This is a genomic window from Streptomyces paradoxus, from assembly GCF_014202475.1.
Taxonomy (GTDB): domain Bacteria; phylum Actinomycetota; class Actinomycetes; order Streptomycetales; family Streptomycetaceae; genus Streptomyces; species Streptomyces paradoxus.
In genome coordinates this window covers 386,218-408,118 of record NZ_JACHGV010000004.1, presented here as the reverse complement: position 1 = coordinate 408,118, position 21,901 = coordinate 386,218, and the positions used below count along the sequence as shown (strand labels likewise).

Genomic DNA, 21,901 nt, shown 5'->3' with positions numbered 1-21,901 from the left:
GTGGTGAGCAGGTCTCCCGCTCGCCGACGCCGGCCACCCTGTCCGGCCAGGACATCACCCGTCTGGGCCTGCATCCTGGCCGGTCGGCCATCGACTTGGCCGGGCGATCGTGCTGAGCCCCGGGCACGGGACTACCCGGCGACCTCGGTCGGCTCGTCCTTGGCCTTGTCGGGGAAGATCAACCGCACGCCGCCGCCGATCACCAGGAAGCAGCTCAGCAACAGGGCGAAGCGCCCGAACCTCGCGCCACCTTCCCAGTCAGCCGAAGGCCCCAAGACCAACCAGAACGCGAGAGCCATCCCCGCAATCACAACCGCTACGCCCAGTAACCGGCGCACCCTTGCTCCCTTCTCTTACGATCTTCAGTCAGCCGGTTACTCTACTCATCGGAAACAACGGCGCAGGGCTGGGTCCGTCCGTGGGAGCCGCTCACGGGGAGCTCATGGACTGCTCCTCCTCGTGTGCGAAAAGGCAAACGGCGCGTACAGCGCGTACCTGTTCGTACGCGCCGACGCGCCGTGGCCCCGGGCGTGGGGGCCTACTCGTCGTCTTCGGGCTTCTCCGCCTCGTTGATCTCCTCTTCGAGACCGAGCTGCTCGATGAGCCACTTGTCGAACTCGATCGCGGCGCGCACCCAGCTGACCGTCGAGGAGACGAAGTGCTCCAGGCTGACACCCATGCCGATCAGCATCTGGGCCTCGCCGATCAGGCGGACCGTGCCGTCGTCGTGGGTGTGGCTGTAGACCTTGGGCCACAGGGTGCGGCGGTTCCAGTCGTCGATCGACTCCAGGATCTGCGGCTTGGCCTCGATCTCGTGGGGCCGGTCGTAGAACGTCCGCACGGAGAAGACCTGCTGGTCTCCCTCACCCCGGAACATGAAGTAGGTGCGGAACTGCTCCCACGGCGCCGCGAGGTCTCCCTCGTCGTCGACGACGTACTTGAGCTCCATCTGGTCGAGGAGCTGCTTCACGAGGTCCTGATCCGGGACGACGGGGCCGGCCGGGCCGCCGGGCTGCGGCTCGGGCTGGCCCCCGAAGTTCGGAATCGAGGACGGGTCGATGGTCACCGTGAATTTCCCTTCGTACGGATTCCGCCATCCTCCCCCATGCAGGGAGGGGGGTGGCAAGCCCGGACCGGCCCCGTCAGCCCACGGCTGACAGGATCCGGCCGGTCGGCGGAAACACCGGGTACCTCGCCGGAGCCCCGGCGCACCTGTCAGGCGCGCCGGACCTCGAAGACGTGGCCGCCGGACCCGGTCCTCGACGGGCCCGGGGCGCAGGTCGGTACTCGGCGATCATCGGGTGGGGGCGCGTCACCCGCGTGCGGGTCATGCGCTCCGCCCGTCAGCCGTGGATCAGGGTGGTGCCCGCGAGTTCCTGGGTGATGGCGCCCTTGCCGTCTCCCTCGATGTCGTAGACGACCGTGGCGTCCGACGACCACCACAGCTCACCGTCGTAGACGGTGGACGGGGCGACGCAGGTGTTCTCCGGGGAGTCGTAGGACCACGCGTAGCGCTCATTGATGGCCGTGGTCATGTCACACGTCTTCTTGGTGATGACCTCGTCGTCCCCGTCCTTGCCGAGGCGGGCCTCGATGCGGGTGGTGATCTTGAAGCTGGTGAACCGCTTCGAGTCGTCGATCACCTGGTTGACGCCGAGCTGCCAGTAGACGACCGACTTCCCGGTCATGTTGCCGGTCGACGTGGTGTTCGCGCCGGTGTTCTCCACGTAGTAGGTCGTCTGCGGCTTCTGGCCGGGGAAGACGACGTCGAACTGGGACGAGGCCGTCCAGGCGGCGGCCGGGCCGGCGAACAGCACGCCGAGCGCGACGGCGGACGAGGTGAGACCGGCTGCGGTCAGGAGCTTGCGCATGGGCATTCCTTCTTGCTGGAGTGGATACACGCGAGGGCTGGGCAGGGCACCGGCCGAGGGCTGGTCACCTGTGCGAAGGAGCGTCGGCCGGAGAACGCGGACGCGTTCATCGCCGTGCGGGAGCGCCGCTGTTCCGGGCGCGGGCCGCGAGGTGCTCCCTCCCCGTCAGCGGGCAGGTGGCGGCGTGAAGGCGCGCAGGATGACGTGCATGGCTGAATCCCCCCGTGGATGGTCAACGCACCAGGACGGACTGGTCAGGTCCACTTCACTGGCAGCCCGGTCACTTTAGGCACACCGGCAACACGCCGACAGTGAGCCAAGAGGACATGGCCGATAACCGCCAGGGGAGCGGAACCGGCGGCTGAAAACCGGAAGGCCGTTCGAACAAGGCCGCACACAGCGACGGTGCCGTGAAACGGAAGGGCCGCAGCGTACGGACGGCGCGGCGAGTTGGCCGGATACATCGCGTCCGGGCGGCGGCGTCGCGGACGAGGTCCCGAACCCCGCCGGGCACCATGCCCGGGCGTGGCATCCGGCGGAGCGGCACACGGCCCGCCCTGCGCAACGGCCCGCCCTGCCCAAACGGCCCGCCCCGCATGTGCGGGGCGGGCCGCCGTCCAGCGCGTGAGCGGCCGTCAGAGGGTCTTGCCGGTCGCCGGGCCCACCAGCAGCCCGTCTTCGAAGCGGTCCACCCGGACCGTGTCCCCGTCCTTGACCTCCCCGGACAGGATCTCCTTGGCGAGCCGGTCGCCGATGGCGGACTGCACGAGCCGCCGCAGCGGCCGGGCGCCGTACGCCGGGTCCATGCCCTCCTCCGCGAGCCACGCCAGCGCCTCGGGCGTGATGTCCAGGGTGAGGCGCCGCTCGGCGAGCCGCTTGGCCAGCCGGTCCAGCTGGAGCTTCGCGATGCGCTCCAGCTCGGGCTTGGTCAGCGCGGCGAAGACGACCAGGTCGTCCAGCCGGTTGAGGAACTCCGGCTTGAAGGAGGTCCGCACCACCTCCAGGACCTGCTCCTTCTTCTCCTGCTCGCTGGTCACCGGGTCGACCAGGTACTGGCTGCCCAGGTTCGACGTGAGCACGAGGATCGTGTTGCGGAAGTCGACCGTACGGCCCTGGCCGTCCGTCAGACGCCCGTCGTCCAGTACCTGGAGCAGGATGTCGAAGACCTCGGGGTGGGCCTTCTCCACCTCGTCCAGCAGGACGACGGAGTACGGACGGCGGCGCACGGCCTCGGTGAGCTGGCCGCCCTCCTCGTAGCCGACGTATCCGGGCGGGGCGCCGACCAGCCGGGCCACGCTGTGCTTCTCGCTGTACTCCGACATGTCGATGCGGACCATCGCCCGCTCGTCGTCGAAGAGGAAGTCGGCGAGGGCCTTGGCCAGTTCGGTCTTGCCGACGCCGGTCGGTCCGAGGAAGAGGAAGGAGCCGGTGGGGCGGTCCGGGTCGGAGATCCCGGCCCGTGAGCGGCGTACGGCGTCGCTCACCGCGCGCACGGCCTCGGTCTGGCCGATGAGCCGCTTGCCGATCTCGTCCTCCATGCGCAGCAGCTTCTGCGTCTCGCCCTCCAGCAGCCGCCCGGCGGGGATGCCGGTCCAGGAGGCGACGACGTCGGCGATGTCGTCGGCGCCGACCTCCTCCTTGACCATCGTGTCCTTGGCGACCTCCTCCTCGGCCTCGGAGGCGGCCTCCAGTTCCTTCTCCAGGGCGGGGATCTCGCCGTAGAGCAGCTTGGAGGCGGTGTCGAAGTCGCCGTCGCGCTGGGCACGTTCGGCCTGGCCGCGGATCTCGTCGAGGCGTTCCTTCAGCTCACCGACGCGGTTGAGGGACTGCTTCTCCTTCTCCCAGCGGGCGGTGAGGCCGCGCAGCTCCTCCTCCTTGTCGGCGAGGTCGCGCCGCAGCTTCTCCAGGCGCTCGCGGGAGGCCGCGTCGGTCTCCTTGCCGATCGCCAGCTCCTCCATCTTCAACCGGTCGACGGCGCGCTGGAGTTCGTCGATCTCGACGGGCGAGGAGTCGATCTCCATGCGCAGGCGGGAGGCCGCCTCGTCGACGAGGTCGATGGCCTTGTCGGGCAGGAAGCGGGAGGTGATGTACCGGTCGGAGAGCGACGCGGCGGCGACGAGCGCGCTGTCGGCGATCTGCACCTTGTGGTGGGCCTCGTAGCGGCCCTTGAGCCCGCGCAGGATCGCGATGGAGTCCTCGACGGTCGGCTCGGCGACCAGCACCTGCTGGAAGCGCCGCTCCAGGGCGGGGTCCTTCTCGATCCGCTCGCGGTACTCGTCGAGGGTCGTGGCACCGACCATGCGCAGCTCGCCGCGGGCCAGCATCGGCTTCAGCATGTTCCCCGCGTCCATGGCGGAGTCGCCGCCCGCGCCGGCCCCGACGACCGTGTGCAGCTCGTCGATGAAGGTGATGATCTGCCCGTCGGAGTCCTTGATCTCGGCCAGGACGGTCTTCAGCCGCTCCTCGAACTCGCCCCGGTACTTGGCGCCCGCGACCATCGCGCCGAGGTCGAGCGCGACGAGTCGCTTGTCCTTCAGCGACTCGGGCACGTCCCCCTTGACGATCCGCTGGGCGAGTCCCTCGACGACGGCGGTCTTGCCGACGCCGGGCTCGCCGATGAGGACGGGGTTGTTCTTCGTGCGGCGGGACAGGACCTGCACGACGCGGCGGATCTCCTGGTCCCGGCCGATGACCGGGTCGAGCTTGCCCTCCCGTGCCGCGGCGGTGAAGTCCGTCCCGAACTTCTCCAGGGCCTTGTACTGCCCCTCGGGGTCGGCCGTGGTCACCCGGCGCTGGCCCCGCGTCTTCTGGAAGGCGGCCTGGAGCTTCCTGGCGTCGGCCCCCTGCTGGGACAGCACGTCGCCGGCCGCGCCGCCCTTCGCGGCGAGCGCGATCAGGAGGTGCTCGGTGGAGAGGTACTCGTCCCCCAGGTCCTTGGCGCGGGCCTGCGCGTCGGCGACGACGGCCAGCATCTCGCGGTTGGGCTGGGGCGGCGCGACGGTCGACCCGGTCACGCTCGGCAGCCCGGCGAGGACGCGCTCGGCCCCGGCGCGTACGGCGGCCTGGTCGGCGTCGACCGCGGCGAGCAGGTCGGTGATGTTCTCGTTGTCCTGGCCCTGGAGCAGCGCGAGCAGCAGATGGGCCGGGGTGAGGTCGGGGTGCCCCTCGGTCACGGCCCGGTTGCTGGCAGCGTTGATCGCATCCCGGCTCCGGTTGGTCAGCTCGGCGTCCACGTTCGCGTTCTCCTCCTTGCACTGACCCGAACGGCTTGCACAAAGTTGAGTCTAGTGCACTCAAGGACGGTTCCGGGAGGCACGGGGGGTCTAAGTTCCGGGGCATGGCGACCAAGTACTCCGTCGACCCCGGGGCTCCGGACCCGTCGTATCTCAGCTTCTGGCGGGAGCGGCACCTGTGCACCCTGACGACTCCCCGCCCGGACGGCACTCCGCATCTGGTACCCGTCGGGGTCACATACGATCCCGAGGCCCGTCTCGCTCGGGTGATCACCAACCGGGCGAGCGCGAAGGTGCGGTACGTGCGGGCGGCCGGGGACCAGGGGGCGGCCGTCGCCGTCTGCCAGCTGGAGGGCCGCCGCTGGGCGACACTGGAGGGCCGGGCCTTCGTCCGCGACGAGCCGGACCGGGTGGCCGAGGCGGAGCGGCGCTACGCGGAGCGCTACGGCAGGACGCCGTCGCCGAACCCGGCGCGCGTGGTGATCGAGATCCACCTGACGCGGGCGATGGGGCGAGGTTGAGCGAAGTGAAAATCCACACCGGTGATCGACTGGATCCAGCCACCACCGCTTGGGGTCGATACCCGGAAATGTCCCCGAAAACTGCAGCGGCGTCACCGTGTTCAGGTCACGGTGACGCCGCTGCGGGGGGAAGCACCTGAGCGATCTGTTACGACGGGGGAATCGCGTCAGGCACTGCGGGGGGTGGCAGAGATGGTCCTCGGGGGAGGGGAGTCGGCCTCCACCTGCTGGTGGTCCCGTTGGTCCAGGTTCACAAAGATCATTCCGTACCGTACGGCGCACCGCACCGGCTGCGGCGCCCCCCGAGGCCGCCGCAGACACCGGTACGCCCGTACGTCCTCGTCCTCGTCCCGCGTGACGACCACCGGCTCGCCGAACACGGTCACCATCAACGAGTCACCACTGTGGGGGATGGCGGTGACCAGGTCGATGAAGTGCCAGCCGGAGCGGTAGGCCGTGGCCATCTCGCGGCGGAAGGAGCGGTCGTCGGGTGGAGTGGTCACGGTCAGCTCCCGGATCCGGCTGCCCCGGAGCTCGGCCAGCTGCTGTTCTCCGCCCCCTGAGCGCTGTTCACGGCGACGGACGGCCAGCTGCTGTTCGCCCGAACCTCGTCCTTCACATCGGAGAAGCCACTCAGCGCACCGAGGGCTACAACGGCGGAGAAGGCGGCGACAAGCACCGAGCGAAGCATTCTGTTACGCATAGTCGGCTTCGTCCTCACTTGAAGGTCCCCTTTTCCCCCGTCGAGTACGACGATGGCTCATTCGGGCACGTCATGGCCACACAATCGATGCATCATGTTCCTGCATGTTCAGGACCCTGGGGGGTGGAGATTTGACATCGAATCGGACTAAGGAGACACATCCCCATGCGATGACCCAGTGGTGCGACGAGGGCGGCCGTCTGTATGCCGCCGCACTGCGCGCCGGACGCATCGCACGCGAGGACGTGGCGCCCGCTCCGTGCCTGATGGAGTTCGCCCTGCTCCACCCCGACCCGGACGACCCCGGCTGGCTGCGGCCGGTGCCCCCCGCGGTCGCCCTGTCCCGGCAGCTCAACCCGCTGGAGCAGGAGATAGCCGACCGCCGGCGCCTGGCGACCGGCCTCGCCGAGACCTTCGAGCCGTTCATGACCCTGGGCACCCAGCTGGCCGCCACCAGTGACGCCATCACTGTGCTGGAAGGCGGCGAACGAATCAACGCCGCACTCAACATGGCCACTTTGCAATGCCAGACGGAGATGCTCACCGTCCAGCCCACCGACCGGATGTCCGAACGCAGCCTCCTGCTCGGCCTGGAGCGCGACCGGCCGCTGATCGAACGCGGTGTGCGCATCCGCACCCTGTATCAGCACACCGCCCGCTACAACCCCGAGCAACTCGCCTACGCGGCCCAGCTCTCCAACGGCAAGGCGGAGTACCGCACCATCGACGAACTCGTCGAGCGCCTGATCATCTGCGACGAGTCCGTCGCCTTCATCCCCGCCCGCGACGATCAGCAGGTCGCCCTGGAACTGCGCCACCCCGGTCTGGTCCGCTACCTCATCAAGCTCTTCGAGTACTTGTGGGACCGGTCGGTCCCGCTCAGCACCGGCACACCGTACGAGACCGCCCGCGACGGCATCACGGAGATCCAGTACTCCATCGCCAAGCTCCTGGTCGAGGGGCACGTGGACGAGGCCATCGCCCGGCGCCTCGGCATGAACGTACGCACCTGCCGGGCCCACATAGCCAAGCTCGCGTCCGCCCTCGGCAGCGGCAGCCGTGCCCAACTGGGGTACCTCATCGCCCGGTCCGGCATCCTGAAGCAGGATGAGGAAGGTGTCGCCGGTTGACCTCCCGGGCGCGCACCGGGAGACGTACCGCCCGCGTGCACATCGCCAAACTCGCGGCGACGCTGGGCAGTCGGAGCAGGGCGCAGCCCGGGTATCTCATCGGGCGGTCCGGGATCCTTGATCAGGGACGCTGAGGGACGGGGAGGCGGCCGAGGGGGGCGGGCCGTCGAGGCCCGCCTGGGCGATGCGCACGCCGAGTTGCGTACGGCTGGCCGCCCCCAGCGTCTCCGACAGGCGCGCGATGTGGGCCCGGCAGGTCCGGACGCTTATGCCCAGCCGCTCGGCGATGACGGCGTCCTGATGCCCCTCCGCCAGCAGCGCCGCGATGGACTGCTCACGGTGGGAGATGCCCTCGATGCCGGTGTCGGGGAGCGGGGCCTTGAGGGGGATGGCCAGGCGCCACAGCCGGTCGAAGACCGTGACGAGGTACTCGACGATCGCCGGATGCCGTAGCTCGAGGGCCATCGTGCGGTCGGTGTTGGCGGGGATGAACGCCACCGTCCGGTCGAAGAGGATCAGCCGGTCGATCACCTCGTCCAGTGTGCGCGCCTCCACCGCGTCGCCCATCAGCTCCAGATAGTTCAGCAAGCCCTGCCCGTGCCGGGCGACATGCGTGTACAGGTCCCGCATCCGCACGCCCCGGCCGCGCAGCGCCAGCGCCCGGTGCAGCCCCTCGGAGAGTTCCGCCTCGCGGCGGATGCCGCCGGGCTGGACCGTGAGCACCTCGGCCGTGCACGCCTGGGTCGCCTCGTCCATCGCGGCCTGGATCCGGGCGAGTCCGTCCAGGACCCGGATCGCGGGGCCCTCAGCCGCCGGCGCGGCCGGCCGCACCTGGCGGCCCAGCCCGGCGTACCACTCGACGGCCGCGACGGCCGAACCCACCCGCCGCTGGCTGGCGCTGACCTCGTCGTGCATCCCGCGCAGCAGCCGGGTCATGACCTCCTGCGGGGAGGTCGGCACCAGCCAGTCCATGTCGTCGGGATCCGGGTGCAGCAAGGCGAGTTCCAGCAGGCAGGGCACCGGATCGGCATCCCGGCGCGGCACCCGGCCGCGCCGTACGGCCCGGGAATACACGCGGTCCCCGGCCTCGCACAGTCGGTCTGCACCGTGTGGATGCTGCTCCGCCCCGTGCCCGGCCATCGCCCATCCCACCCCCGGTTTCGCCGTCTTTCCGCAGCGCAACTATGCGCGGACGGGACGTGCTCCGCAACACGGCTCCCCGCGCGGCGACCACCGGAAACCACCGGTACGCACCGGTATCTCCGGGCGCCGGATCGCCCTGTCGCGGCCGCCGGCCGGGGGGTGGGTGAGCCCGGCGCGATGTGCGCCGGGGGCGCGGCTACTTCAGGCCGATGGCCCGGCACGCCGCCTTGTACTCGGCCGTGCAGATGTCCGCCAGCTTGTAGATGTCGTCCGCGACCACCGTGTCCTTGATGTTCTCCTTGGTGAGCGCGACCACGGGCACGAGCTGTGCCGGGATGCCCTTGTGCGTGGGGCTGTCGACCTTGTCGCGGGTGAGGGCGGCGAACTGGATGTCGCGGCCCTGGACCTTGGCGACCGCCATCTCCGCGGCGTTCTCCGCCTCCTGCGGGTAGGACTTGTACACGCTCATGTACTGCTCGCCGCTGATGATCCGCTGGACCGCCGGCAGCTCCGCGTCCTGCCCGGTGATCGGCGGCAGCTCGGTCACGCCCGCGGCCTGCAGCGCCTCGAGGATGCCGCCCGCCATGCCGTCGTTGGCGGAGTACACCGCCGCGATGTTGCCCTTGCCGATCTTCCGGATCGCCTCGGCCATGTTGGCCTGGGCGTTCTCCGGCTTCCAGTCCTTGGTGTCGAAGGACGCGGCGATCGTCACCTTGCCGTTCAGCTCGGACATGGCCCCCGCCTTGAACTGCTTGGCGTTCGGGTCCGTCGACGAGCCGTTCATCATGACGATCTTGTCGGAGAGGCTCGCCTTCTCGCCGATGGCCTCCAGCAGCGTGCGGCCCTGGACCTCGCCGACCAGCTCGTTGTCGAAGGAGATGTACGCGTCGATCGGGCCCTCGGCCAGCCGGTCGTAGGCGATGACCGGGATGCCGGCCTCCTTCGCCTTCTTCACGCCGCTCGCGATGGCCTTCGAGTCGACGGCGTCCAGCAGGATCACGTCGACCCGGTCGTCGATCATCTGCTGCAGCTGGGTCGCCTGCTTGTCCGAGCTCGCCTCGGCGTTGGCGTACTCGACGCGGCCCTTGTCGTTGGTGAGCGACTCGACCTTCGTCTTGATGATCGGGTAGTCGAAGTTCTCGTAGCGCGTGTTGGCTTTCTCCGGCAGCAGGAGCCCGACGGTGATGTCGTTGCCCTTCGCCGGACTCGCGTCGTCACTGCTCCCCGTCGCGTTGAGCACGCCGCAGCCGGCGAGCGTGACGGAAATCGTGGCGGCTGCCACGGATATGGCGATACGACGCATGCGGGGGCTCACTTCGCGTGTGATTCGGACGTGGGCGCAGCTTTGGTGCCCATGTGACTGAAAAGCCAACGCGGACGCGCCCCTCAGCGTCAAGCGGAACCACTTAACGAGATGACAACACCACGCTCCGCAGCGGTTGTGAAGACTCTGCGGAATCATCTTCAAGTGGCGTGCACCACCCGGTCATCCACGGGGGGCCCAGCGAAACCAGGGCAAGGCGCTCCAAACAGACGAAAGGGGCCGGGAGTCAGCTCCCGGCCCCTTTCCGTTGCGTACGCGCGTCAGTCGGACTGCTGCTGCCGCTTCGGCCGCCACACCACCAGCGCGCTGGTCTGCTGCACCTCCTGGTACGGCACCAGGTCGCGGCGGTACGACGCGTGCACCGCCGCCTCGCGCTGGCGCATGGCCGCCGCCGCGCCGTCGAGCGCGTCCTGCATCTCGGCCACCCGGGCCTGGAGCGCGGCGACCTGGTTCTCCAGTTCGATGATGCGCTTGATTCCGGCCAGGTTGATGCCCTCGTCCTGCGACAACTGCTGGACGGTGCGCAGCAGTTCGATGTCGCGGGCCGAGTAGCGCCGGCCCCGGCCCGCGGTCCGGTCCGGGGACACCAGGCCCAGGCGGTCGTACTGACGCAGGGTCTGCGGGTGCAGGCCGGACAGCTGGGCCGCCACCGAGATGACGTAGACCGGGGTCTCCTCGGTCAGTTCATACGGGTTGCGTCGACGACCGTCCATCTGACTCATGCTCCCTTCGCGGCCTGGAACAGATCCGCCCGCGGGTCCTCACCCGCGGTCGCCTCGCGATACGCCTCGAGTGCGTCACGAGCCTTCCCCGTCAGGTCCTTCGGAACACTCACCTCGACGGTGACCAGGAGGTCGCCGCGGGTGCCGTCCTTGCGGACCGCGCCCTTGCCCCGGGCGCGCATGGTGCGGCCGTTGGGCGTGCCGGGGGGCAGCTTCAGCGTGACGGGCGGGCCGCCGAGCGTCGGGACCCGCACCTCGCCGCCGAGGGCCGCCTCGGTGAAGGTGACCGGGACGGTGACGGTGAGGTTGTCGTCCCTGCGGCCGAACACCGGGTGGGAGTCGACGTGCACGACGACGTACAGATCGCCCGCGGGGCCGCCGCGCTCGCCCGGCGCGCCCTTGCCGCGCAGCCGGATCCGCTGGCCGTCGCTGACGCCCGCGGGGATGCGCACCTGCATGGTCCGCGAGGACTTGGCCCGGCCGCTGCCCTTGCAGACCTCGCAGGCGTTCTCCGCGATCAGGCCGCGGCCCTTGCAGTCCGGGCAGGGGTCGGTCAGGGAGAAGCCGCCGCCGCTGCCCCGGGCGACCTGCCCGGTGCCGACGCAGGTCGGGCACACGCGGGGGGTGCCGTTCTTGTCGCCGGTGCCCGAACAGGCCTTGCAGGGAGACTGCGACGACATCCGCAGCGGGACGGTCGCGCCCTCGATCGCCTCCGTGAAGCTGAGCGTGACCTCGGACTCGATGTCCTGGCCGCGCCGGGGGTGCGTACGCGTCCCCGGTCCGCCCGCGCCGCCGCGGTTGAACAGGCCCCCGAAAACGTCACCGAGTCCGCCGCCGAAGCCGCCGGCTCCCTGGCCGCCGCCCTGGGCGCCGCCTCCGAAGAGGTCGCCCAGGTCGAAGTTGAAGGAGCCGCCCGCGCCGCCCGGCCCCGGGCGGAAGCCGCCGTTGCCGAAGAGGGCGCGCGCGTCGTCGTACTCCTTGCGCTTCTTGGGGTCGCCGAGGATGTCGTTGGCCTCGGAGATCTCCTTGAAGCGCTCCTCCGCCTTGACGTTTCCCTTGTTGGCGTCCGGGTGGAACTCGCGGGCGAGCTTCCGGTACGCCTTCTTGATCTCGGCCTCGGTGGCGTCCTTGGGGACGCCGAGGACCTTGTAGTAGTCCTTCTCGATGAAGTCCTTGGTGCTCATCCTCGACGCCCCTCCTTCCCTTCGTCCGTGACGTCAGCCCTCGTCCGGGCCACCGCTCTCCTTGTCGTCGGCGTCGGCGGACTCGTCCGCCTTGACCGTCTGCGCCCCCGGCTGGGGTTCGGCCACGGCCACCCGCGCGGGGCGGATGGTGCGCTCGCCGATCCGGTACCCGGGCTGCAGGATCGCGACGCACGTCGTCTCGGTGACGTCCGGTGCGTAGCTGTGCATCAGGGCTTCGTGGATCGTCGGGTCGAAGGGCTCGCCCTCCTTGCCGAACTGCTGCAGGCCCATCTTCGCCGCGGTGCTCTCCAGCGACTCGGCGACGGACTTGAAGCCGCCGACCAGTTCGCCGTGTTCCCGCGCGCGGCCGATGTCGTCGAGCACGGGCAGGAGCTCGGTCAGGAGGTTCGCGATGGCGATCTCCTTGACCGCGATCCGGTCGCGCTCGACCCGGCGGCGGTAGTTCTGGAACTCGGCCTGGAGGCGCTGGAGGTCCGCCGTGCGCTCGGTGAGCGCCGTGCGGGCCTGGTCCAGCTGGGCCACCAGGGCCACGTCCTGGCCCGTGTCCCCGGCCGGGGCCGCCCCCTCCTCCGCGGAGGGGGAGGCGGCCTTCGGCTCGGCGTCTTCGGAGGTGGCGCCGGAAGGGACGTCGGGCTGCTGCTCGTCGAAGCCCGGGGTCTCCTCCGTCACGCGGCACCGTCCTTCCGGTCCTCGTCGACGATCTCGGCGTCGACGACGTCGTCGTCAGCGGCCTTGGCACCACCGGCCGCGCCCGCGTCACCGGCGGGACCACCGGCGGCCTGGGCGGCATTGGCGTCCGCGTACATGGCCTGGCCGAGCTTCTGCGAGACGGCCGCGACCTTCTCGGTGGCGGTGCGGATCTCGGCGGAGTCCTCGCCCTTGAGCTTCTCCTTCAGCTCGGCGACGGCCTCCTCGACCTCGGTCTTGATGTCGCCCGGGACCTTGTCCTCGTTGTCCTTGAGGAACTTCTCGGTCTGGTAGACGAGCTGCTCGCCCTGGTTGCGGGACTCGGCGGCCTCGCGGCGCTTGTGGTCCTCCTCCGCGTACTGCTCGGCCTCCTGGCGCATGCGGTCGACCTCGTCCTTCGGCAGCGAGGAGCCGCCGGTGACGGTCATCTTCTGCTCCTTGCCCGTGCCCAGGTCCTTCGCGGTCACGTGCATGATGCCGTTGGCGTCGATGTCGAAGGACACCTCGATCTGCGGGACGCCGCGGGGCGCCGGCGGCAGACCGGTCAGCTCGAACATCCCGAGCTTCTTGTTGTACGCCGCGATCTCGCGCTCGCCCTGGTAGACCTGGATCTGCACGGACGGCTGGTTGTCCTCGGCGGTGGTGAAGATCTCGGACCGCTTGGTCGGGATCGTCGTGTTCCGCTCGATGAGCTTGGTCATGATGCCGCCCTTGGTCTCGATGCCGAGGGACAGCGGGGTGACGTCGAGGAGCAGGACGTCCTTGACCTCGCCCTTGAGGACACCGGCCTGCAGGGCGGCGCCGATGGCGACGACCTCGTCCGGGTTGACGCCCTTGTTGGCGTCCTTGCCGCCGGTCAGCTCCTTGACGAGCTCGGCGACGGCGGGCATACGGGTCGAGCCGCCGACCAGGACGACGTGGTCGATCTCGCTGATGGAGATGCCGGCGTCCTTGATGACGTTGTGGAACGGCGTCTTGCAGCGCTCCAGGAGGTCCGCGGTCAGCTGCTGGAACTGGGCGCGGGTGAGCTTCTCGTCGAGGTGCAGGGGGCCCTCGGCGGAGGCGGTGATGTAGGGCAGGTTGATCGAGGTCTCGGTGGACGAGGACAGCTCGATCTTCGCCTTCTCGGCGGCCTCGCGCAGACGCTGCAGGGCCATCTTGTCCTTGCCCAGGTCCACGCCGTGGCCGGACTGGAACTGCTGGACCAGGTAGTCGACGACGCGCTGGTCCCAGTCGTCACCACCGAGGTGGTTGTCACCGTTGGTGGCCTTCACCTCGACGACGCCGTCGCCGATCTCCAGCAGCGAGACGTCGAACGTGCCGCCACCGAGGTCGAAGACCAGGATGGTCTGGTCGTCCTTGTCGAGGCCGTACGCCAGGGCGGCCGCGGTGGGCTCGTTGACGATGCGCAGCACGTTCAGACCGGCGATCTCACCGGCCTCCTTCGTGGCCTGGCGCTCGGAGTCGTTGAAGTACGCCGGGACGGTGATGACCGCGTCGGTCACCTTCTCGCCCAGGTAGGACTCGGCGTCCCGCTTGAGCTTCTGGAGCACGAAGGCGCTGATCTGCTGCGGGTTGAAGGGCTTCCCGTCGAGCTCGATCTTCCAGTCGGTGCCCATGTGACGCTTCACGGAGCGGATGGTCCGGTCCACGTTCGTGACCGCCTGGCGCTTGGCCACCTCTCCGACGAGCACCTCACCGTTCTTGGCGAAGGCGACGACGGACGGCGTGGTCCTGGCGCCCTCGGCGTTGGTGATGACGGTGGGCTCGCCGCCCTCCAGAACGCTGACGACGGAGTTAGTCGTGCCCAGGTCGATGCCGACCGCACGTGCCATGGTTGATTCCTCCAGCTGACTTGAGTGGAACGGACTCAAGTGTGCACGACGGCTCCCAACCGGTCAACAGAGCTGAGTCGGGCAGGCTCAACTCTTATCCGTTCCTTACACGCAATGGGGCTCCGACCTGCGGCGATACGCTGCGTCGAGGTCCGAACACAGGGACACGCGAGAGGGCGAACACCATCACGAGGGCCCCTCCCACCACCCACCACAGGGCGCCTGCGCCGATCCGGCCGGCATGCGCGAGTACCCCGACGAGCGTCCCGGACAACGCCCCGGTTCCCAGCAGCAGACTCGCCCCCGGCGCGGTCAGCCCGAGCCGCCGCAGCCGGTGCGCCAGATGGTCGGGGCCACTGCGGAGCAGGCCCCGCCCGCCCAGCCGCCGCGTCCCCAGTACGAGTACGGCGTCGGCACCCGCCAGGGCGGTCAGGGCGAACAGCACTCCCGCGCTCTCCACGACCCCGAACCCGGCCCGGGCGTACACGGCCCCCACGGCGATCACGAACCCCGCGGACATGGACCCGCAACTGCCCAGCGCCACGCGCGCGGGATGCCAGTTGTGCAGCAGGAAGCCGGTCAGGGCGGCGGCCAGGACGCTCATCAGCCCCGCGACCCCGTCCATCCCCTCTACGGCCGCACAGGCCGCCACCCCGAAGGCGGCGACGGCCCCGGCCGTACCCGCCAGCCCGTCGGCGTGATCGAGCCCGCGCAGTCCGAACACCACCGCCACGACCCACGCGACGGCCAGCAGCCCGGTCCCCACCCCCGTCTCCCCGTACGGCACGACACAGGCAGCCGCCACGCCCGTACCGGCGGCCAGGACCCGCCGCCGCAGCCGCCAGACGTCGTCGGCGAGCCCGAGCAGAGCGACGGCACCCGCGGCGACGAGCACACCGAGCGTCCCGCCGGCGGGCGGCGCGACCCCCAGCCACTCCCCCGCCCCCACGACCAGCCCCGTGACGAGCACGACGGCGACACCCCCGGACAGCGGCACGTCCCGCTGCCGCCGCCGCCCGACCAGCCGCAGCCGCAGGGCGGGGGCCCGCAGGGCGGCCACGAGCAGGGCGGTGACGAGGAGGGCGGTGGCGGCGGCGCTGATCCCGTAGAGCACGGATATAAGTTAGGCGGGACTATGACATTTCGGTATGAATAACACGGCAGGATCGCGCCCTGATCCGCTCGGTTTCTGAGGCAACCCTCAGCGATTCAGATCACTGCCCACCCGGCTACAGTGCGGCGGAGGATGAGGGTAGTCTCAGACGGACTGCATAAGTTACCGCTTAGTAATTTCGGGGAACCCTGAAAAGCGACAGGTCACCCCGACGAAACCCCTCGCAGGCCCGAGGAGCCCCCATGCAACTCGCCGCGATCATCGTGTCGCTGGTTCTGACCGTGGTCGGCGTCGCGCTGCTCGCACGCGCGATCGGCCAGTTCGTCCGGTACTTCAAGCTGGGCCAGCCGGTCCCCGCCGGTACCAGGACCGACAACCCCTACCAGCGCAGCGTGACCCTGGTGAAGGAGTTCCTCGGCCACACGCGCATGAACCGGTGGGGCATCGTCGGTGTCGCCCACTGGTTCGTCGCCGTGGGGTTCCTGACCCTCCCGCCGACCCTCGCCCAGGCCTTCGGCCAGCTGTTCCAGGCCGACTGGGTGCTGCCGGTCATCGGTGAGTTCCTGCCGTTCGAGCTGTACATCGAGTTCATCGGCGTGATGACGGTCCTGGGCATCGCGGTGCTCATCGCGATCCGCCTGCTGAACCTGCCGAGCCGCCCGGGCCGCAAGTCCCGCTTCGCCGGCTCCAAGGCCGGCCAGGCCTACTTCGTCGAGTACGTCATCCTCACCATCGGCCTGGCGATCTACGTGCTGCGGGGCCTGGAGGGCGCACTCCACCACGTCGACCACTACGAGGCGTCCTACTTCGCGTCGTACCCGCTGGTCCTCGCCTTCAAGGGCCTGTCGGTCACCGCGCTGCAGAACCTGGTCTACCTGGTCGCGATGATCAAGATCGGCACCTCGTTCATCTGGATGATCGTGGTGTCGCTCAACACCAACATGGGCGTCGCCTGGCACCGCTTCCTGGCGTTCCCGAACATCTGGTTCAAGCGCGAGGCGAGCGGCGGCACGGCGCTGGGCGCGCTGCAGCCGATGACCTCGGGCGGCAAGCCGATCGACTTCACCGACCCGGGCGACGACGACGTCTTCGGTGTCTCCCAGGTCGAGCAGTACTCCTGGAAGGGCCTGCTGGACTTCTCCACCTGCACCGAGTGCGGCCGCTGCCAGTCGCAGTGCCCCGCGTGGAACACGGGCAAGCCCCTCTCCCCGAAGCTGCTGATCATGTCGCTGCGGGACCACGCGCACGCCAAGGCGCCGTACCTGCTGGCGGGCGGCGGCAAGACGATGGAGGGCGAGGAGAAGGCGTCCGAGGAACAGCTCAAGGACGTCCCCGCGGCGGCTCTCGCCGAGGCCGAGCGCCCGCTGGTCGGCACCGCCGAGGAGAACGGCGTCATCGACCCGGACGTCCTGTGGTCCTGCACCACCTGCGGCGCCTGCGTCGAGCAGTGCCCGGTGGACATCGAGCACGTCGACCACATCGTCGACATGCGCCGCTACCAGGTGATGATCGAGTCGTCGTTCCCGTCCGAGGCGGGCACGATGCTCAAGAACCTGGAGAAGAAGGGCAACCCCTGGGGCCTGGCGAAGAAGCAGCGCCTGGAGTGGCTCAAGGAGGTCGACTTCGAGGTCCCGGTCGTCGGCAAGGACATCGAGGACCTGTCCGAGGTCGAGTACCTCTACTGGGTCGGCTGCGCCGGCGCCCTGGAGGACCGCGCGAAGAAGACCACCAAGGCCTTCGCCGAACTGCTCCACATCGCGGGCGTCAAGTTCGCGATCATGGGCGGCGACGAGAAGTGCACGGGTGACTCCGCCCGCCGCCTCGGCAACGAGCCCCTGTTCCAGGAGCTCGGCATGGAGAACGTCATGGCGCTGAACATGGCGTTCGGCGAGGAGATGGACGAGGACGGCAAGGTCACGCCGGAGTCGGCTAAGCCGAAGGCCTCGAAGAAGATCGTCGCGACCTGCCCGCACTGCCTCAACACGCTCGGCAACGAGTACCCGCAGCTCGGCGGCGACTACGAGGTCATCCACCACACGCAGCTGCTGCAGCACCTGGTGGACGAGGGCAAGCTGATCCCGGTCACGCCGGTCGAGGGCATCATCACGTACCACGACCCGTGCTACCTGGGCCGCCACAACAAGATCTACACGCCGCCGCGCGAGATCATCGCGAGCGTCCCCGGCATCCGCAACGAGGAGATGCACCGCCACAAGGAGCGCGGCTTCTGCTGCGGCGCCGGTGGTGCGCGGATGTGGATGGAGGAGCGGATCGGCAAGCGCATCAACAACGAGCGCGTCGACGAGGCCCTGTCGGTCAACCCCGACATCGTCTCGACGGCCTGCCCCTTCTGCCTGGTCATGCTCACCGACTCCGTCAACGGCAAGAAGAACGACGGCAAGGCGAAGGAGTCCATCCAGGTGGTGGACGTGGCCCAGCTGCTGCTGGACTCGGTGAAGACGCCGATCCTGGCGGAGGACGAGGGCGACGACTCGAACGACGACGGCGAGCCGCCGGCCGGCACGGCGGACTCGGAGAACGCGCCGGAGCCGGAGCCGGTGAAGTAGGCGGATCCCCGCGGTTCGTCCGATTGTTGAGACGCCCCCTGTCCGAGTCATCGGGCGGGGGGCGTCGGCGTTCACCCGAGAGTCCTCTGCTCCCGGCTCTCGGCAACGCGGAGGACGTCCCGCAGGGCCTCGGTGAGGCGCTCGGCAAGGAAGCGGAGTTGTGCCTCGGTGGCGTCGGGTAGCAGGTCCTCGGCGTGGGTCAGGAGTCGGGCCCCCATGTCGAGCTTGGTCGCTTCGGTGATGTCGGCCAGACGGGACAGGGGTCCGCCGGCGTCGTCCGTGATCAGGAAGCAGGGCTTGGCCTCGGGACCGGTCCAGGGCAGGAGCCGCAGCGTACGACGCGGGCCGGTGCTCATCAGGCGGCCTCGATACCGGCGGCCGGATACAGGACTGCACCCGGCCATGCCGATGTGGTCTCGCCCTGCTTGCGCCACTGCTGCTGTTCATGGGCGACGAGGTAGGGGCGCACGGCGACGGTGGAGGTGCCGTCGATGACGACGTCCGCGCAGTAGGGGCTGCGGTGGACGGGGAGAGGGGGGATCCGCGGAGAGGAAACACCGGTGGCGAGGAGGGGATCGCGTAGAGCGTGATGGTGCGCCCGGCGGAGACGGCATGAAAAGCCCGCCCAGGCGGCGAGACAGCGCAGTAGCTCGGTCATGGCATGCAACCTTACTACTGTTCGCGAAAGGCAGCAGGGTTGAGGGATCTGACTCGCCATGAACCTCTGGCCACCAAGTCGCTTACCGTGTAAAGCGGCAAGGTTGGCGCGAGCGTCAGTTGTGGGAGGGCATCGTGAGCACGAGCCGGTGGGTCAGTACGTCGATGCCGTATCTGACGCCCCGTGAGCAGGGGCAGGACGACGCCTGGAGCGCGGACGCGGCTGCCCAGGGCAGGCGTGGATCCCAGCACATCGTGCATGCCGGAGAGGTGCCCGCACCTGGCGAGGTTGCGCGGCTGCTCGGAGTCCAGGACGGAGAACCGGTCGTCGTGCGACGCCGCCTGATCCTCCTGGACGACGAGCCGAACGAACTGACCGACACCTACTACCCCACCGCCATCGCACGAGGTACCCCTCTTGCCGGAACGGCCAAGATCCGGGGCGGAGCCGTCACCCTGCTCGCCGAGTTGGGACATGCCGGCGCCCTGGTCAGGGAGGACGTCACCGCCGGACTGCCGGATGAGGAAGAGCAAGAGACCCTGCGGCTCACCGGGACGGACCCCGTCCTGCGCCTGACCAGGCTCACCCTGAGTCACGACGACCGACCGATCCAGGTCGACCGTATGGTGATGCCCGCCCAGCGCCAGCAGTTGCGCTACGAGATCAGAATCGGATGACCGTGCCCAAGGCAGAACCAGAAGCTCACGACCGCCGCTCCCTGCACGAACGGATCGCGGCCGACCTACGCGACGACATCATGGCCGGAGAACTGCCGCCGGGCGCGAACCTGCCCTCCACCGGCCAGCTCAGGACCCGCTTCGACGCCTCCAACGCCACGATCCAGAAGGCCCTCCAACTCCTCAAGGACGAGCGCCTGGTGGTCGGACGCGCGGGAGCGGCGGTGACGGTCCGCGAGCACAGGCAGCGGACGATTCGTCCTGCCACGTCCCTCACACCGGCGGCAGCCGGCGAGCCCTACCCCTGGCTGGCCGAGGCCGCCAAGCACGGCAGGGACGCCCGCATCACCCTCCTCGACGTGACGGAGACGAATCCGCCTGCGGACATCCGCACGGCTCTCGGCCTCCGGGGCGAGGACACTGCCGTACGGCGCAGCCAGCTGCTGCTGATCGACGACGAACCTGCCGAACTCGTGGCGTCCTACTACCCTTTGGCCATCGCCCGAGACACACCTCTGATGGACCACCACCGCATCAAGGGCGGAACCGCCGCCCTGCTCAGGCAACTGGGCCATACCCCTCACCACTGCGTGGACCGCGTATCCGCCCGCGTCCCCACGCAGGAGCAGTTCGAAGCCCTACGCCTCCCCGGCAGTCTGCCGGTCCTGTGCACGCTGCGTGTCGTCCACGCGGCCGACGGCCGCCCCATCGAGGCGACGTCGATGGTCAAGGCGGGACATCTCTACGAGTTGCAGTACGAGTTCACACCGGAGTGACACCGCTCCGCAGATCGCTTCCGTACGCTCCGGGCGCAGCCAGAGGCGAGTCGACACTGCGCCAGAACTTGCGATTCGCTCAGAACTTGTAATTGGTGATCATCGCGTTGCCGAAGACGTCATAGACCGAGGCATACCCCTGGTCCGAGTCCTTCCAGTCGCCGAACGCCTTCACGATCGCGGTGGCAGCCGCTTGGGGGTCCTCCACCTGGGTCTTCCCGCCTTCGATGTCGGTGGAGAGGTAGACGTTGCCGGTCTTTTCGTTCCACTCGCCGATGACGCGCTGCACCCGTCCGACCGCTTCCTTCTCCTGCGCGGTTCCATGCGCTTCGACCCAGGAACGGAACTCCTGGGCATTCTCCTTCGACTTCGCCTCATTCGGATCCGCGGGAAGCTTTTCCACGACTCCGATCTTGTCGGGCTTCGCGGCACTCTCGGTGCTGCAGGCGGCAGTTCCGGCGATCAGGACAGCACCGAGCGTGAGAACGGCAGCGGTGTGGGGGGTGCGCTTCACAGGGGTCTCCGTCGCATGCTTGGGCTGGATGCGAGATGTCAGAGTACCGGCACCCCCAGACAGAGGTGCCGGTACCGGTGAGTTGACTGAATCAGAACTTGATGGCGTCAGCCCTGTCGTTCCAGCTGCCACCGTAGGTGTAGTCGATGTTCTTGAAATTGGAGTACAGGCTGTACCCGGATCCCAGGAACAGGTGGGGGTCAGGAAGTCCGCTGCGGAAGTCGTACAGTTCGACTCCCCGCTGCGGTCGATTGATGAAAGCGGACGAGGCCTTGTCCCGGAACGACGGCGAGTACTGGTCGAGGTGACGAGTCTTGGCAGTGTCGTAGGTCGGCCACTGCAGGCGCCTACCGGAATAGTTCGAGTTCTGCCAGAGGCAGACGTAGCTGCTGGGGCAGTCCTGGTACCTCTGGATGGCCGCTTCCTGCGGGGCCACCATGGTCACCTTCTGCGTCGCCGCCAGCGCCCGCTTCGCTCCGGCCCGGGCCTCCGCCGTGGGCGCGTTGGCAGCGAGGAACTTGTTGGCCTCGGCGTCGCTGTCGAAGCACTGCATCGTGCCGTCCTCCGACACCTCGGCGCAGATGTCCGCGCCGTTCCAGTCGGATGCCGGATCCACCTTCTCGCCCTTGTAATACATGTCGACCTTGTCGGCGGGGTCCGCCGCGGCGTGAACCTTTGCCTCCTCCTCGGGCGTGAGAACGTCCGAGACGATCTCAGGCCCCGGGACCGGTTCATCGGCCGCCAGAGACGGAGCCGCGGTGACGCCGGCCAGCGTCACCGATCCGATAGCCGCAATGGTCAGCATGGTGCGTATGCGCACGAAGATCCCCTAGTCTTCCGGTGCACGACAAAATTGGCTGGGGAGGACACCACAGAGCGCCCGTCCGAGACGGGCGGTCGAGCAGCAGTCAATGCACGTCATTGAATACTGCCGCGGTAGCGGAATCCCGGACTCTACGCATCACGTGGTGAGCCGAGAATTCATCGCCGAAGAACATGAAACATGATCCCCCGGCGGCATTGCCGAACCAGACGCATTATCCCCCCGCTTCTCAATTCCGATCGACTGGGCCACTTGGTCAGAATGCCCCAGTCCACTTCCACTCACCTTGTCGCGTTGGGTGCGAAGTGTGACTGATCGGAATCGAACGGAATGTAGCACAGCGATGCGCACCGGTACATGGATATTTTTCGGCCAGAAGTGAGCACACACCTCGTCCC

Annotated in this window: 21 protein-coding genes; 5 read left to right on the top strand and 16 right to left on the bottom strand. The window is 68.9% G+C overall.

Going from position 1 to position 21,901, the window contains the following annotated elements:
- Positions 1 to 131: 131 nt before the first annotated feature.
- From HNR57_RS16385 to clpB, 4 genes are all read right to left on the bottom strand, one after another.
- Complete coding sequence (locus HNR57_RS16385) at positions 132 to 299, bottom strand: hypothetical protein (protein WP_184560729.1); 168 nt, start codon at positions 297 to 299, stop codon at positions 132 to 134.
- 239 nt (positions 300 to 538) lie between these two features.
- Positions 539 to 1,066 (bottom strand): YbjN domain-containing protein, encoded by a 528-nt coding sequence (locus HNR57_RS16380; RefSeq protein WP_033310117.1) that lies wholly within the window; start codon positions 1,064 to 1,066, stop codon positions 539 to 541.
- 277 nt (positions 1,067 to 1,343) lie between these two features.
- Entirely contained in the window at positions 1,344 to 1,871 is a 528-nt protein-coding gene (locus tag HNR57_RS16375) for a hypothetical protein (RefSeq protein WP_184560728.1), read from the bottom strand.
- 635 nt (positions 1,872 to 2,506) lie between these two features.
- The gene (clpB, locus tag HNR57_RS16370; protein WP_184560727.1) at positions 2,507 to 5,104 is read right to left on the bottom strand and encodes an ATP-dependent chaperone ClpB; all 2,598 of its coding nucleotides are present in this window, start codon (positions 5,102 to 5,104) and stop codon (positions 2,507 to 2,509) included.
- A gap of 104 nt (positions 5,105 to 5,208) precedes the next feature.
- Here clpB and HNR57_RS16365 point away from each other — a divergent pair, with 104 nt between their 5' ends.
- Positions 5,209 to 5,625, top strand: coding sequence for a pyridoxamine 5'-phosphate oxidase family protein (locus tag HNR57_RS16365; protein WP_184560726.1), 417 nt, complete (start codon positions 5,209 to 5,211; stop codon positions 5,623 to 5,625).
- Positions 5,626 to 5,792: 167 nt separating this feature from the next.
- Here HNR57_RS16365 and HNR57_RS16360 read toward each other — a convergent pair whose 3' ends face one another.
- Entirely contained in the window at positions 5,793 to 6,128 is a 336-nt protein-coding gene (locus HNR57_RS16360; protein ID WP_184560725.1) for a Rieske (2Fe-2S) protein, read from the bottom strand.
- Positions 6,129 to 6,498: 370 nt separating this feature from the next.
- On the opposite strand from HNR57_RS16360, the gene HNR57_RS16355 reads away from it, so the two are divergent.
- Complete coding sequence (locus tag HNR57_RS16355; RefSeq protein WP_246554658.1) at positions 6,499 to 7,458, top strand: helix-turn-helix domain-containing protein; 960 nt, start codon at positions 6,499 to 6,501, stop codon at positions 7,456 to 7,458.
- A gap of 96 nt (positions 7,459 to 7,554) precedes the next feature.
- Here the strand turns inward: HNR57_RS16355 and HNR57_RS16350 are convergent, their stop codons facing one another.
- The 7 genes from HNR57_RS16350 to HNR57_RS16320 form a co-directional block, all read right to left on the bottom strand.
- A complete protein-coding gene (locus HNR57_RS16350) occupies positions 7,555 to 8,598 on the bottom strand; it encodes a helix-turn-helix transcriptional regulator (protein ID WP_184560723.1) in 1,044 nt (347 codons plus the stop codon).
- 199 nt (positions 8,599 to 8,797) lie between these two features.
- Positions 8,798 to 9,916 (bottom strand): substrate-binding domain-containing protein, encoded by a 1,119-nt coding sequence (locus HNR57_RS16345; RefSeq protein WP_184560722.1) that lies wholly within the window; start codon positions 9,914 to 9,916, stop codon positions 8,798 to 8,800.
- 269 nt (positions 9,917 to 10,185) lie between these two features.
- Entirely contained in the window at positions 10,186 to 10,638 is a 453-nt protein-coding gene (locus HNR57_RS16340; protein WP_033310108.1) for a heat shock protein transcriptional repressor HspR, read from the bottom strand.
- A 5-nt stretch (positions 10,639 to 10,643) separates the two neighbouring features.
- Positions 10,644 to 11,831 carry a molecular chaperone DnaJ gene (dnaJ, locus tag HNR57_RS16335; RefSeq protein WP_184560721.1) on the bottom strand — a complete coding sequence of 396 codons (1,188 nt, stop codon included), beginning with the start codon at positions 11,829 to 11,831 and terminating at the stop codon, positions 10,644 to 10,646.
- Between the two features lie 33 nt (positions 11,832 to 11,864).
- Positions 11,865 to 12,521, bottom strand: a complete 657-nt coding sequence (gene grpE / locus HNR57_RS16330) for a nucleotide exchange factor GrpE (RefSeq protein ID WP_184560720.1) — start codon at positions 12,519 to 12,521, stop codon at positions 11,865 to 11,867.
- On the bottom strand, positions 12,518 to 14,374 hold the full coding sequence (gene dnaK / locus HNR57_RS16325; protein WP_062928188.1) for a molecular chaperone DnaK: 1,857 nt from the start codon (positions 14,372 to 14,374) through the stop codon (positions 12,518 to 12,520). The genes grpE and dnaK overlap by 4 nt, the downstream gene beginning before the upstream one ends.
- 94 nt (positions 14,375 to 14,468) lie before the next feature.
- Positions 14,469 to 15,488, bottom strand: coding sequence for an MraY family glycosyltransferase (locus tag HNR57_RS16320; protein ID WP_184560719.1), 1,020 nt, complete (start codon positions 15,486 to 15,488; stop codon positions 14,469 to 14,471).
- Positions 15,489 to 15,730: 242 nt separating this feature from the next.
- On the opposite strand from HNR57_RS16320, the gene HNR57_RS16315 reads away from it, so the two are divergent.
- A complete protein-coding gene (locus HNR57_RS16315) occupies positions 15,731 to 18,055 on the top strand; it encodes a (Fe-S)-binding protein (protein ID WP_184560718.1) in 2,325 nt (774 codons plus the stop codon).
- A gap of 71 nt (positions 18,056 to 18,126) precedes the next feature.
- Here the strand turns inward: HNR57_RS16315 and HNR57_RS16310 are convergent, their stop codons facing one another.
- Positions 18,127 to 18,411: a hypothetical protein gene (locus tag HNR57_RS16310; protein WP_184560717.1), complete on the bottom strand. Its 285-nt coding sequence runs from the start codon at positions 18,409 to 18,411 to the stop codon at positions 18,127 to 18,129.
- Entirely contained in the window at positions 18,411 to 18,713 is a 303-nt protein-coding gene (locus HNR57_RS16305; RefSeq protein ID WP_184560716.1) for a hypothetical protein, read from the bottom strand. Before HNR57_RS16305 ends, HNR57_RS16310 begins: the two co-directional genes overlap by 1 nt.
- Before the next feature lie 134 nt (positions 18,714 to 18,847).
- Here HNR57_RS16305 and HNR57_RS16300 point away from each other — a divergent pair, with 134 nt between their 5' ends.
- Together HNR57_RS16300 and HNR57_RS16295 are read left to right on the top strand one after the other, a co-directional pair.
- Positions 18,848 to 19,390 carry a GntR family transcriptional regulator gene (locus tag HNR57_RS16300; RefSeq protein ID WP_184560715.1) on the top strand — a complete coding sequence of 181 codons (543 nt, stop codon included), beginning with the start codon at positions 18,848 to 18,850 and terminating at the stop codon, positions 19,388 to 19,390.
- A complete protein-coding gene (locus HNR57_RS16295; protein ID WP_184560714.1) occupies positions 19,387 to 20,166 on the top strand; it encodes a GntR family transcriptional regulator in 780 nt (259 codons plus the stop codon). The genes HNR57_RS16300 and HNR57_RS16295 overlap by 4 nt, the downstream gene beginning before the upstream one ends.
- Positions 20,167 to 20,245: 79 nt before the next feature.
- Here the strand turns inward: HNR57_RS16295 and HNR57_RS16290 are convergent, their stop codons facing one another.
- Together HNR57_RS16290 and HNR57_RS40590 are read right to left on the bottom strand one after the other, a co-directional pair.
- A complete protein-coding gene (locus HNR57_RS16290) occupies positions 20,246 to 20,680 on the bottom strand; it encodes a hypothetical protein (protein ID WP_184560713.1) in 435 nt (144 codons plus the stop codon).
- Positions 20,681 to 20,771: 91 nt separating this feature from the next.
- Complete coding sequence (locus HNR57_RS40590) at positions 20,772 to 21,500, bottom strand: peptidase inhibitor family I36 protein (RefSeq protein ID WP_184560712.1); 729 nt, start codon at positions 21,498 to 21,500, stop codon at positions 20,772 to 20,774.
- Positions 21,501 to 21,901: the final 401 nt, after the last annotated feature.